Source organism: Thalassospira sp. GO-4 (assembly GCF_023588965.1).
GTDB classification, from domain to species: Bacteria; Pseudomonadota; Alphaproteobacteria; order Rhodospirillales; family Thalassospiraceae; genus Thalassospira; species Thalassospira povalilytica.
The window spans coordinates 2735004-2747945 of the sequence record NZ_CP097807.1; the positions used below are offsets into that span (position 1 = coordinate 2735004).

A 12942-nucleotide genomic window follows, 5' to 3' on the forward strand; every position below is an offset into this window, starting at 1 on the left:
CGACAAACGACCTGACCAAAAACGCCAACCAAAGTTGATCCGATGACGTCCAAACCACGCCTGAATATTTGCATTACCTGCACCGCATCGAATGCCGATGCCCCGTCCGATCCGCGTGACGGTAAGCAATTGTTTGATCGCATGGCTGCACTTTGTGCCGACCACGACCTGCCATTTGACCTGCATCCGGCGGAATGCCTGACCAATTGCAAATCGGGCTGCTCAGTCGCACTGAATGGCGCGGGCAAGTGGGGATATGTTTATGGCAATGTCGATCCCGACACCATGCTTGATGATCTGCGGGATCTTGCCACCCGATATGCCGACAGTGAAAAGGGTATTGTTGCCTGGCGCGAACGTCCGGAAACATTGCGGCGCAATGTGATTGCGCGCATTCCGCCACTCGATTAACGGGATAATTTGACCGATATCCGGGCGTCAGCCAGATACACCGGCATGCAATTGACGCCATAATTCTTCAACGTCGCCACCGGCCAGCAGGCGGGCCACCAAAGCGTTGAATTCATCAAGCGGAATGGCGGATTCCCTGGTCAGTACCGACACCAGATCATAGGTCGCATCGGGTTTGTCCCCGATGATCAGGCGTTCATGCAATCTGGGGTCACTTGCAAAACGACGGGCCAAAAATCCGGCCGACACGATGCCGATCGGCGCTTCACCGGCCAGAAGCCCGTTCAGAACTTCGCTTTCGTTATAACGAAGCTCCACATTGAAGTTTTCGCGTAAATGATCCGGATCGGCATTGAAATCGGCAAAACCGTAATGAAAGCCCAGAACACAAAGCATGGGATGGGCCGAAACATCGGCAAACATGCTTTTGGCGTCGCTCTGGCTTGCCAAAGTCAGATAGATGTCCTTTTCCCGGACAATCGGATCGGAATAAAGCACGTCAAACGCCGGCCAGTCCCATTTCGCACTTTCAAGCAAAATCAGATCAAGTTCCCCATTCATCAATGCCTGATATCGTCGTCGTGATGACGTTTCGGCCAGCTCGAACCGATAGGTGTCCTGCAACCCGTTGAGCCGATCAATCAGCATCGGGACGATGCCGCGCGGTGATCCGTCCTCAAAATAATATACCACGCCATATTCATACGCCCCGACCTTGACGGGAACAGGGTCGCCGGCCTTGGCCGGAACTGCCCAGACCCACAACAAAAACGCACCCAGCGCCAAAACGGCCCGGACCACGTGATGATGTGAATAACGCTTTCGCACGATCTCTTTCCCGAACTTTTATTGCCACCGATAAAACGCGCTATCGCTGCCAAACCAAAAAGTGTCAAAGCCGGTCGCGGCATGTTTTGCCGTCGACGACACCTTTTATATGAGTCGGGCGCACCAGTTTTCCAGAAGGTAGCGTGCAATAGAAATCGGACGCGGAAGATTTATGCCCTTTTCCGGCAGTCCCGGGACGTCATCGCGATGAACCCACATGGCGAATTCGATTTCTTCCTGATCGGGGAAAAGTTCGGTGGTTTCTGCTTCGGCAATGAAACCCAGCATCAATGAGCCGGGAAACGGCCATGGCTGGGACGCCACATATTGCGGGCGTTTGATCCGCACGCCGACTTCTTCATAAACTTCGCGGGCCACCGCCTGTTCAAGCGTTTCGCCCGGCTCCACAAACCCCGCCAGAACCGACACCATCCCGGGCAGAAATTGCGGCGATCTTGCCAGCAAAACATGATCCTGATGATGGATCAGCATGATCACAGCCGGGTCTGTTCTTGGAAAATGGGCCTTGCCGCAATCGGGATTGGTACATTGCAACCGATAACCGGCTTCCTCTATCCGGTTGGGATGTCCGCAATTGCCGCAAAAACGATGCCCCCGATGCCAGTTGAAAATGGCACGCGCCTGGGCGGCCAATGCCGCCTCGTCACTTGAAAGTGCCGCCATGCGGGTGCGCATATCACCAAACCCGCCCCCCAATGCCCGTACCGCTTCATCCCGGTCGGCAACCACAGGGGCAATATCCACGGCAATGACCGGCCCGTTTTGATCCCGACCGATATAAATCCAGTGCCCGCCATTCAAATCCACATCCAGATGCGGGATCGCCGGACCACCAAGCACCACCAGTTCATGAGCATCCATATCCTCGGGCCAGGCGAAAAGCGGATCACCGGCATGACAAATCAGAATCCGCAACGACTCCTCGGCCAGAAGAATCTGCTGCCAGTCCGCGGTTTTGCGCAATACGGCATCGCGATCAAGATCAATGGATTCATAGAACTGCCTGTTCATGGTGGTGCGTTTCCTTGAATGCTTCTTGCGGGATCACGGGCAGTCAACTTCTTGAGGTTCCCGGTTTTTCCGTGGGGATTGGCAACGACATTAACGCGGACATTCCCATGCCAAAAGCCACGATTGCGTCATTTCAAAAAAATCCAAGCCAACCCTTGCGTTTTGGCAGCTGTTGGGCGATATAGGGGGCGAGAGGCTGGCAGTGGACGGACCGCTCGCCAACCCGGTCAGGACCGGAAGGTAGCAGCCGTAACGAGTTTTTCCGGGTCGCTGTTCAGTCTCTCACCCTTATCATTCCCCAAACATCCCCTTGTTTTTTGTCATGTGCCTTACATCTTCTGGCATGTGGTTTTTTGTATGGGAAATTTCCCACTTGGCCTTTCCCATCCCCGATGGAAGCTGCTAAAACCAAACTGACTTTCAACATGCCGGACCGGATGAATGAGCGATCAGATCGAGACCGCCAGCCAAGATATGCCCGAAAGTGACGCACCTGCGCCCGAACAAGCCGCTGCTCCCCAATCAAGCAGCGCTGCACCGGCCGCCGCAGACAGCAACACCGCACCCAAAAGCGAATATCAGGTTCTTGCGCGAAAATACCGTCCGAAAACCTTCGAAGAGCTGATTGGTCATGGCCCGATGGTCAAGACCCTGTCAAACGCCCTTGAAAGCGGGCGTCTGGCCCATGCCTTTGTTCTGACCGGGGTGCGCGGTATTGGTAAAACCACAACGGCCCGTATCATTGCACGTGCGCTGAACTGCATCGGTGCGGATGGCAAAGGCGGGGCGACCATTGAACCATGTGGCGTCTGCGAACATTGCCGCGCCATTGCCGAAGACCGCCATGTCGATGTTCTGGAAATGGATGCCGCGTCCCGTACCGGTGTGGATGACATTCGCGAACTGATCGAAGGCGTGCGCTATCGCCCGACCTCGGCCCGCTACAAGATCTACATCATCGACGAAGTGCACATGCTTTCCAAAAGTGCGTTTAACGCGCTTCTCAAAACGCTTGAAGAGCCGCCGGAACATGTGAAATTCATCTTCGCGACCACCGAAATCCGCAAAATTCCGATCACGGTTCTGTCGCGTTGTCAGCGCTTTGATCTTCGCCGCGTTCAGACCGAAGAACTGGCTGCCCATTACACCCGCATCGCCGGGCTGGAAAATGCCGAAATCGAAGAAGAAGCCGTCACCCTGATCGCCCGTGCCGCCGACGGATCTGTCCGTGACGGCATGAGTTTGCTCGATCAGGCGATTTCCCATGGTGCTGGCAAAGTCACCACCCAGCAAGTCCGTGACATGCTGGGTCTTTCGGACCGGTCGCGCATTTTCGATCTGTTTGATTTCACCATGAAGGGCGAAATCAACGAGGCGCTTGAACTTTTGTCTGCGCAATATGCACTGGGTGGCGATCCCGCCGTGATGTTGCAGGATATGCTGGACCTGACCCATTGGCTGACCCGTGTGAAATTGTCACCCGATGCCGCCAATGACCCCGGCGTGTCACAAATCGAACGTGAACGCGGCAAAGAAATTGCCGCCAAGCTGGCGATGCCGCAATTGACCCGCGCCTGGCAGATGCTGCTTAAGGGGCTTGAAGAAACGCGCATTGCGCCATCCCCCATTCAGGCCGCTGAAATGATCCTGATCCGTCTGGCCTATGCAGCAGAAATGCCGCCGCCTGGCGATCTGATCAAAAAACTGCGCCAGGACATGGCCAACGCGACAAGCGGTGCCGGACCACAAGGTGGTGGTGGCGGCAATGGCGGCCCCGGACCGCGGATGCAGGTGGTCAATGGTGGCGGTGGTGCCGCTGCCGTGGCACAGCGCCGCCCCGACCCGCTCGGCGAACCCGAACAGGTCGAACAGGTCGCCTATGCCAAAATGCCCGAAAGCTTTGCCGAGGTTGCCGAACTTCTGGGCAAGGAACGCGAAACCACCGGTATCGCGATGCAGGTCAAAAACTATATGCATCTGGTGAAGTATGAACCGGGGCGGATCGAATTTCGCCCGGCACGCGGTGCACGTTCGGACCTGTCGACCCAACTGATCAAGGCGCTTAACAACCTGACCGGCCATCGCTGGCTGGTCAGTGTGTCAGAGCGCGAAGAAGGGGCACCGACCCTCAAAGAACAGGAACTCGAAGCACTGGAACAGCGCAAGGCTGACGCTTCGCAGGACCCGGTGGTCAAAGCCATCCTTGATGGTTTGCCAAACGCAAAAATCGTGGCCGTCCATCTGCCACCCGGACAGGAACTGTCCGAAGGTGAAGAGGACGAAAGCGGTTCCGTATATGACGACGCATTTTATCTCGAAGGAGACGACGAGCTATGAAGAACCTTGCAGGGATGCTGAAACAGGCCCAGCAAATGCAGACCAAAATGCAGGAAATGCAGGAAAGTCTGGTGGAACTCCAAATCGAAGGCCAGTCCGGTGCCGGCATGGTCAAGGTGATGCTCAATGGCAAAGGCGAAATGCGTGGTCTTTCGCTTGATAAAAGCATCGTTGACCCGAACGACACCGAAGTCCTCGAAGACCTGATCGTCGCCGCCTATAACGACGCCAAGGTCAAGGTCGAGGCCGCCGTTCAGGAAAAGATGAAAGACGTCACCGGTGGCATGAACCTTCCCGAAGGTTTCAAACTGCCGTTCTGATCCGGACCGGATGACAATTTGATTTGCACTTTCGAAGTGCCAGACAAAGGGTGGCATTGCGCCGCCCTTTGTTTTTGATACAAGCTAGGGGTCTGACCCTGACCATCAGGAAACACCACAAACGGGATCACCATGACCGGACGGGAAATCGAAAATCTGATCAAATTGCTGTCGCGCCTGCCGGGCCTTGGTCCGCGTTCTGCACGACGCGCAGTGTTGCAGATGCTCAAGAAACCCGAAACCCTGATGATCCCGTTGGCCGATGCGCTGCATGAAACGGCCGAGGCCATGACCACCTGCACCAATTGCGGCAATATCGATGTTACCGATCCCTGCCATATCTGTGCTGACACCAATCGTGGTACGGACATGATCTGTGTGGTCGAGGAGGTTCAGGATCTTTGGGCGCTTGAACGTGGTGCAGCGTTTAAGGGGCAGTATCATGTTCTGGGCGGCACGCTGTCACCGCTTGATGGGGTCGGTCCCGACGATCTTAAAATCGATCAGCTGGTCAACCGGGTGCGCAACGGCAATGTCGCCGAAGTCATCCTTGCCACCAATGCCACCGTCGATGGCCAGACCACCGCGCATTACATCACCGAACGGCTGATCGAAACCGGGGTCAAGGTCACCCGCCTCGCCCACGGCGTCCCGGTCGGCGGCGAACTTGATTATCTTGATGACGGAACCCTGGCCGCTGCTCTGCGATCACGCAGTTCCGTCTGACACCGGAATGTCCGCCTGCCCATCAAAGAACAGCGATCAAACATTCAAAAGGGCAGCCAAAGCTGCCCTGTGAACGTTGCGCATGTCGCAATTTTTCAAATTTTTTTGAATTGAAATACTGGGCAAAAAGTCAAATGTGACTGACTTACTTTATCGCAATTTATGCCGGCTTGATTTTTTCCGCGGCCAGGCGCGTTGCCAGTTCATAACCATATGCACCCGCCCCGGCCATCACCGCATCGGCCACCGGACTGATCCAGCTTTTATGGCGGAATTCCTCGCGGGCATGCGGGTTGGAAATGTGCAACTCGATGATATAGCCATCAAAAGTCTTCAGCGCGTCATAGATCGCAATCGAGGTATGGGTATAAGCCCCGGCATTGATAATGATGGCCGCCGATTTCTCGCGGGCCTCGTGAATCAGATCAATGATCGCGCCTTCATGGTTGGACTGGCCGAACCGAACGGCAACACCCAACTCACCCGCCAGTTCAGCACATTTTGCCTCGATCGATTGCAGCGTGTCGTAGCCATAGATTTCCGGCTGACGCTGCCCCAGCAGGTTCAGGTTCGGTCCATTAATGACAAGAATTTCCTGCACGCTCATTTCAATATTCCCACCTTTATGCCCCGTATTCTGGCGGAATTCCCCGGGGCCTGTTTATTTCGCTGCTTCGCTGCGACGGTTCATGCGCGTCTGTGATGCCAGACGGATCGGTGCATTGGCTGCGCCAAACCCACGATACGCGCGTCGCTCCACCAGTTCAAAGAAGAAACGATTGGCAAAGGTCCGCGTATAGGCCTGATAATATTCACCTTCGTCGTCACGATCATAGAGAATATTACGCGCACGCAAACGATCAAGCAGTTCCGGCTCCAATCCGAACCGCGCTTCGATATCATCGTAATAGTTTTCCGGGATCGGCAGAATCTCCACCCCGTGCTGCTTGCAATAATCGACAGATGCAAAAATATCGTCGCTCGAAAATGCCAGATGCTGCACGCCGCTTCCGAAAAACTCGTTCAGGAACTGGGAATGCTGGGTATGGGGGCTTTGCGACCCATTGAGGATCAACCGCACCGCATCACTTTGCACCACCTGACTTTGCACAAGCCCGCCGGGATCCGGGATATCAAGGGTCGGCATCTTGCCGAGATCAAAGATCGATGTGAAATACAAAAGCCAGGTCAGCATTTCCTCATACTGCATCGAGTATGAAACATGATCGACCGCACGCAATTTTGCCGTGCCCGTCCCGGCATTACCGGCATTTTCCGGCTCGAATTCAACATCCCAGATCCGTGACAATTCACTGTGATCATCCAGGAAATAAACAAGGCTTCCGCCAACACCACGGATGGCCGGCATCTCGATCTCGCCTTCGCCGACTGCCTGACTGAACGGGGCGGCAAGCAATGCCTGCGCACGATCAAGGGTCGCCTTGGCGTCATCAACCTTAAGGCCGACCGCACAGACCGACGGGCCATGCACGATATTATAGGAATGGGCAAAGCCATCCTTGTCGCAATTGATCACAAGGTTGATGTCACCCTGTTTCCACCATGTCACGGCCTTGGTCTTGTGGCTGCCGCGCTTTTCAAAGCCAAGTCCGGCAAACAGGGTTTCAAGCTTGTCTGCGGTTTCTTCCTCGACCGCAAATTCAACAAACCCGACTTCCTGGGCATGCGCCTTGGGCGGCAGAGTCTTGGCCTTTTCACCGACCTTTACCCCCTCAACCCCGTCGCCAAGATAAATCAGCGACCGCAACCCGTCCTTAGCCACGTTCTTGGTCGAACTGGACCGGAACTGGTCATTGAAAATTTCAAGCGACAGCGGACCGTCATACCCGGTCATCGCCAGATTGCGCATGAATTCATCAAGCGGGAAGTCCCCCTGCCCGGGGAAACACCGGAAATGGCGGCTCCAGGAAAGAGCATCCATTTCAAGGATCGGGGCATCAGCCACCTGGACCAGGAAAATCTTGTCACCGGGGATCGATGAAATCGCATCAAGCGGCACCTTGCGCGCCATGATGTGGAAGGTATCCAGCACCAGACCGACATTGGGGTGATTGGCACGGCGCACCACTTCCCAGCTGTCGCGATAATCGCTGATATGCTTGCCCCACGAAAGGGCTTCGAACGCGATGCGAAGGCCGCGCTTTGCCGCCCGATCGCCAAGTTCCGCCAGATCCTTTGCCGCGCGGTCAAGCCCGCCAAGCGACTGCGGGGAAACGTTCGAACACACCATCAAAAGATCGGTGCCAAGTTCCTCCATCAGGTCGAACTTGCGCTCTGCCCGTTCAAACGCGCGGGTGCGCTGGGGTTCTGGCATACCCTCGAAATCGCGGAACGGCTGAAAGGTAACAAGCTTAAGGCCAAGGTCCCGGATCGTCTTGCCGACATCGGCCGGTGATCCGTCAAAGGACAAAAGATCGTTTTCAAAAATCTCGACACCGTCAAAGCCGGCTGCGGCAATGGCATCAAGTTTTTCCTGAAGGTCGCCAGACAGTGAAACTGTGGCAATCGAGGTCAGCATTTTATCCCTCCGGACTACGCAAAGAGTGTTCCGGCCCCGTCGGGATACCTGCTGTGACTTGCCAGAATGGTCTGGTCAAATGCGTCGGGCGGCCAGCCAAAAGCGCCACCCGAAACAGGTCAGTCCTGCGAACGATGCCGGTAGGTTTCAATATGATCGGTCAGCCGTGCGATCGCGGCATCTGCATCACGTGCAAGTGCCAATTCGCAAAGAGCCCGATGCTCATCGATAATTTCCTGACCACGGAATCCGTGGGTTTTCAGTTCGATCACGACATAGCGCCGGAACTGATCGAAAATCTCGCGGTGAAGACGCAGATGAAGGTCCGAACCGCATGCCGAAATCAGGGCCTGATGAAATTCGCGGTCATACTGGCTCCAGCGAACGGTCAGTTCGCGACTGTCTTCGACCATCATCTTCTTTTCAATGGCAGCAAGCTTGTGATGGGCCGCCGCAACCCGGGCTTCCCATTCCACATCGCCGTCCTTCATCGATGCACTCAGCCCGTCGCGTTCAAGCAGAAGCCGCATCGCCGTCAATTCCTTGAAATTGGACGGCGATGTTTCGACAACACGAAACCCCTTCTGGCCTTCGACAAAGACAAAGCCCGATGCCACAAGACGGTTAAGAACTTCGCGCAGCGTGTTGACCCCGACGCTATAACGTTCGCGCAGCGCCTCAAGCTTAAGCTTCACGCCGGGCTGCAATTCGCCATACAGAATGTCATCGCGAATTTCGTTATAGACTGTCTCGGCAACGGTGCTGCTGCTCATTTCTTGCTCCCTACCCTGTCAATGCCTCGGGATAGGCATTGAAGTATTCTGTTCTTGCAGCATCGGCATCGATTTCTGCCCCGCTGAAAACCTCGAATGCTTCAATACCCTGAAAGAAGAAGAGTTCAAAGCCAGTCATGACTTCAATCCCCGATTTCGCCGCCGAGGTCAGAAACGCCGTCTGAACCGGGGTATAAACCGCATCAAACGCCCATTTCTGCCCGCCAAACAGGGCCGTATCAAACGGACAGCCGGGATATTGGTTCATTCCGACCGGGGTACAGTTGATCAACCCGTCAGCAGACCGCACCGCATCGGCAAGATCGGCTTCGCCAACAAATTCGGCCGCGGTATCAGCGGCAACAAGGGTTGCCACAAGTTCTTCACCACGCGCGGCATCCTTGTCATGGATCAGGATTTTGTCCGCCCCCAGACCGCGCAACCCAAATGCGGTTGCAAGCCCGACGCCCCCCGCGCCGAGCTGCAAGACCGTGCCCGGCTTTGCATCGCCAAATTGCTGGCGATAACCGCGCATGAAACCGACGAAATCGGTGTTGTCCCCGCGCCATCCGTCTTCACGAAACACCACGGTATTGACCGATCCCAGGGCTTCGGGAAGGCGCTTGCGCGGGGTGATCAGTTTGCGTGCACTGGTTTTGTAGGGATGGGTCACATTGACCCCCGCATAACCGGTCTGTGCACATTTGGTCAGCTGTCTGATCAGATCGAAATCGGCGATCTGATCGCTATCAAGATAGTCGTATGTAACATCCATCCCGCACATACGGCCCAGCAAAACGTGCAGTCGGGCTGACTGGCTCCGTGAAATGCCTTTACCGATAAGACCGAGCTTCAACATGGAATGGTATCCTAAAATCCAAACAGGTTAGGCAAGAAGGTGACGATGTCAGGCACAAAGGTGATGAGAATCAGCACCATAAGTTCGACAATAAAGAACGGCATGATCGCGCGGATCATCCTGGCCATCCCGACACCGGCAATCGCATCAGCGACAAACAGGCAAAGCCCCATCGGCGGTGTGATCAGACCGATCATCAGGTTAAAGATGACAATGATGCCAAAATGGGTTGGATCGATGCCAAGGCTGATCGCAATCGGATGCAGGATCGGCACCAGCACCAGCATCGCTGCAATGCCTTCAAGTACAAGGCCAACCGCCAGCAACATCAGGTTGATCAAAATCAGGAAGGTCGCAGGACTGTCGACATAGCCCAAAACAAACTTGCTGATCGACTGCGGGATACCGGCAAATGTCATGAACCAGTTTGCCGCGGCAACCGTTGCCATAATGATCAGGATGCTTGAAGAATCACGCATCGCCCCGGAAAAGATCCCCGGCAAATCCGATGGTTTGAGTTCGCGAAACACAAACAAGCCAACCACCAGCGCATAAAACACCGCAAAGCTTGCCGCCTCGGTCGGGGTCACGATCCCCGCCAGGATCGAACCGATCACGAATACCGGCATGAAAAGCGGGATCAACCCGTTCCACACGGCTTTGAGCTTTTCACCCATATTCATGCGTTCGCGCGGTTTGGCGTAATTCTTGACAAAGAACCGCACATAAACCGAAAGCGCAATCGCCAGCAGAATGCCCGGCACAATCCCGGCAAGGAACAGGGCCGGAACCGACACATTGGTGGTAATCAGCGCATAGATAATCACCGGAATGCTTGGCGGAATGATCGGACCGATCACCGACGATGCAGCGGTGAGGGCCGCGGCAAAATCACGCGGATAGCCTTCCTTTTCCATCGACGGAATAAAGATGCGCCCGATTGCCGATGTATCGGCCACCGCCGATCCCGAAAGCCCGGCAAAAATCACTGATGACCATATATTGACCTGTGCCAGACCGGCCTTGGCATGGCCGACCAGCGCATTGGCCAGATTGATAACGCGCGATGTGATGCCGCTGGCATTCATCAATTCGCCGGCCAGAACAAAAAGCGGAATTGCCAGAATGGTAAAGCTGTCCATGCCGGCAAAAATGCGCTGCGGCAGCAAATCAATCCCGAACGTTCCGGTGCTGATATAGGCCACAAGACCAAGTGCGATGGCAAAGGCAACCGGTGCGCCGATCGCCAGCAGGGCCAAAAGGGTAACGCCGGTAATCATGCCTCACCCCCGGTCGAATTCTTGTCAAAAATCGATGCCAGACGCAGCAATGCCGCAATGACAAGGCAAATCCCGCCAATGGTAATTGCGATCTGCGCCCAATACATTTGAATGCCGATGCCCGATGCGACAATTCCGCCACGCTTGGCTGCAAAAATCCATCCGGCATAGGCAAGAACACCGCCCAGCACCAGCGTTGTGGCATCGACCACAATCGCAAGCTTGCGACGCAAACGGGCTGGCACGGTATCAATCACGATGCTGAATGTGATCTGGGTACCCTGGAGATAGGCCAAAGCCACACCAAACATGCAGCCATAGATCATCGCGTATTTCGCGACCTCTTCGCTCCATTGCAGCGGGGAAGAAAATAAATAGCGGCTGACACTGCCAGCAAAAACAACACCAAACACTACGAGGATGCTGATCCCCGAAAGTCCGGCGAGCAAACGCTTGAACGCTTTCTCTGCGCGTTGCATGGGTTCCCCCGGATCGTCGCGGAAAATTCAAATGCCCCTGGGGCACCATGGCGGGAAAAAGGGCAGACCAGGAACAAGGAGGAGCCCCCGGTCTGCCAATGCCGATTACATGGAAGCTTCTGCTTCGGAAACGGCTTTCTGCAGTTTTTCAATCCACTCGGCGTCAATCTGGCCCGACAGCCAGTTGATCACAGCCGGCTGGGCTGCATCACGGAATGCCTTAAGCTGTTCTGCCGTCGGCGTGGTGACTTCCATGCCTTCTGCTGCCAGCTTCGCCACACCTTCGGCGGAATTGAACTGCTGAATTGCGCGACCAACATTGGCGGCAATCCCCGCAGCACGACGCAGAAGCGCCTGATCCGCATCCGACAGACCCTGATAGGTTGCTTCATTGATCACGATGAAGTCGGTGCCATATACGTGACGGTCCAGCGTCAGGTATTTCTGCATCTCATAGAATTTGTTGGCATAGATCACGCTGATCGGGTTTTCCTGACCGTCAACCGTCCCGGTGGTCAGTGCAGTCGGAACTTCCGGCCACGGAATCGGGGTCGGATCACCGCCAAGTGCTTTGACCATTTCCACGAACAACGGAACGGTCATGACGCGAATCTTCAAACCTTCCATATCTTTCGGTTCGGCGACTGCACGCTTGGAGTTGGTAAAGTTACGGAACCCGGTTTCACCATATGCCAGCGTCCGAAGACCGGTTTTTTCCAGGCAATGCTCGGCAAGTTCCTTGCCAAAACCACCATCCAGAACATTCCAGGCTACGTTGGCATTCGGGAAGATATAGGGAATATCAAGAACGGCTGCCTCGGGGCAGACCTTGGAGAACGGACCCGATACCATCGACATGGCCAGCGTACCGTCCTGGGTATTCTGCAACAGATCGGTTTCACCGCCCAGCGCCCCGGCCGGGAACAGTGCGACCTCAATACGGCCGCCGGATTCTGCTTCGACAATATTTTTAAAGACCTGGGATGCCGCACCCTTCTTCGAGGTGGTCCACTCTGCCGGATCGACATGGGCAAAGTTCAAGGTCACATCAGCTGCCTGCGCGGAATAACCGAATGACGCGGCAACCATGGAAACGGCGCCAAACAGGGCACCCTTGGAAATCATCTTCATTACTTCCTCCCAATTGAACGAAATCCCGCAGACCGTGGTTGCTTGTGACAATCTTGTTCTTGCGCAGTCTGATTCGGAATTAGGATAATTTAAAAAACATAGGAGATTTTGTCAAACATTCTATATTTTGACGAAACCCGCCATTTACCGGGCCTTTCGGCCCCGTGATCAAAACCGCCCCGCCTGATTTCTGCCACCACATGGGTTCCTTGTTGCCCCGTGATCGC

At 55.1% G+C, this 12942-nt stretch carries 13 protein-coding genes and 1 other RNA gene; 5 read left to right on the plus strand and 9 right to left on the minus strand.

The features are described 5' to 3' along the window. Positions 1 to 42: 42 nt before the first annotated feature. Positions 43 to 411 (plus strand): DUF1636 domain-containing protein, encoded by a 369-nt coding sequence (locus M9H61_RS12665; protein ID WP_250280810.1) that lies wholly within the window; start codon positions 43 to 45, stop codon positions 409 to 411. 27 nt (positions 412 to 438) lie between these two features. Here M9H61_RS12665 and M9H61_RS12670 read toward each other — a convergent pair whose 3' ends face one another. Further along, positions 439 to 1239: a hypothetical protein gene (locus M9H61_RS12670; RefSeq protein ID WP_250280812.1), complete on the minus strand. Its 801-nt coding sequence runs from the start codon at positions 1237 to 1239 to the stop codon at positions 439 to 441. Between the two features lie 105 nt (positions 1240 to 1344). Next, positions 1345 to 2271, minus strand: a complete 927-nt coding sequence (gene nudC / locus M9H61_RS12675) for an NAD(+) diphosphatase (RefSeq protein WP_068517840.1) — start codon at positions 2269 to 2271, stop codon at positions 1345 to 1347. 191 nt (positions 2272 to 2462) lie between these two features. On the opposite strand from nudC, the gene ffs reads away from it, so the two are divergent. The 4 genes from ffs (at position 2463) to recR (ending at position 5654) form a co-directional block, all read left to right on the plus strand. Beyond that, an RNA gene (gene ffs, locus M9H61_RS12680) (signal recognition particle sRNA small type) lies at positions 2463 to 2557 on the plus strand. A gap of 155 nt (positions 2558 to 2712) precedes the next feature. Next, a complete protein-coding gene (locus M9H61_RS12685) occupies positions 2713 to 4608 on the plus strand; it encodes a DNA polymerase III subunit gamma/tau (protein ID WP_250280814.1) in 1896 nt (631 codons plus the stop codon). Beyond that, positions 4605 to 4928, plus strand: a complete 324-nt coding sequence (locus M9H61_RS12690) for a YbaB/EbfC family nucleoid-associated protein (protein WP_101246944.1) — start codon at positions 4605 to 4607, stop codon at positions 4926 to 4928. Before M9H61_RS12685 ends, M9H61_RS12690 begins: the two co-directional genes overlap by 4 nt. A 132-nt stretch (positions 4929 to 5060) precedes the next feature. Further along, a complete protein-coding gene (recR, locus tag M9H61_RS12695; protein ID WP_101246943.1) occupies positions 5061 to 5654 on the plus strand; it encodes a recombination mediator RecR in 594 nt (197 codons plus the stop codon). 160 nt (positions 5655 to 5814) lie between these two features. On the opposite strand, the gene aroQ is transcribed toward recR, so the two are convergent. The 7 genes from aroQ to M9H61_RS12730 form a co-directional block, all read right to left on the minus strand. After that, on the minus strand, positions 5815 to 6261 hold the full coding sequence (aroQ, locus tag M9H61_RS12700) for a type II 3-dehydroquinate dehydratase (RefSeq protein ID WP_250280816.1): 447 nt from the start codon (positions 6259 to 6261) through the stop codon (positions 5815 to 5817). Positions 6262 to 6315: 54 nt separating this feature from the next. Then, positions 6316 to 8193, minus strand: a complete 1878-nt coding sequence (locus M9H61_RS12705; protein WP_250280818.1) for a bifunctional sugar phosphate isomerase/epimerase/4-hydroxyphenylpyruvate dioxygenase family protein — start codon at positions 8191 to 8193, stop codon at positions 6316 to 6318. 119 nt (positions 8194 to 8312) lie between these two features. After that, positions 8313 to 8966, minus strand: a complete 654-nt coding sequence (locus M9H61_RS12710; protein ID WP_101246940.1) for a GntR family transcriptional regulator — start codon at positions 8964 to 8966, stop codon at positions 8313 to 8315. Positions 8967 to 8976: 10 nt separating this feature from the next. Next, positions 8977 to 9825: a shikimate dehydrogenase gene (locus tag M9H61_RS12715; RefSeq protein ID WP_250280819.1), complete on the minus strand. Its 849-nt coding sequence runs from the start codon at positions 9823 to 9825 to the stop codon at positions 8977 to 8979. An 11-nt stretch (positions 9826 to 9836) separates the two neighbouring features. Further along, the gene (locus tag M9H61_RS12720; RefSeq protein ID WP_114112294.1) at positions 9837 to 11105 is read right to left on the minus strand and encodes a TRAP transporter large permease; all 1269 of its coding nucleotides are present in this window, start codon (positions 11103 to 11105) and stop codon (positions 9837 to 9839) included. Next, positions 11102 to 11584 carry a TRAP transporter small permease gene (locus tag M9H61_RS12725; protein ID WP_250280821.1) on the minus strand — a complete coding sequence of 161 codons (483 nt, stop codon included), beginning with the start codon at positions 11582 to 11584 and terminating at the stop codon, positions 11102 to 11104. Before M9H61_RS12725 ends, M9H61_RS12720 begins: the two co-directional genes overlap by 4 nt. Before the next feature lie 105 nt (positions 11585 to 11689). Next, the gene (locus M9H61_RS12730) at positions 11690 to 12715 is read right to left on the minus strand and encodes a DctP family TRAP transporter solute-binding subunit (protein WP_101246936.1); all 1026 of its coding nucleotides are present in this window, start codon (positions 12713 to 12715) and stop codon (positions 11690 to 11692) included. Positions 12716 to 12942 lie beyond the last annotated feature (227 nt).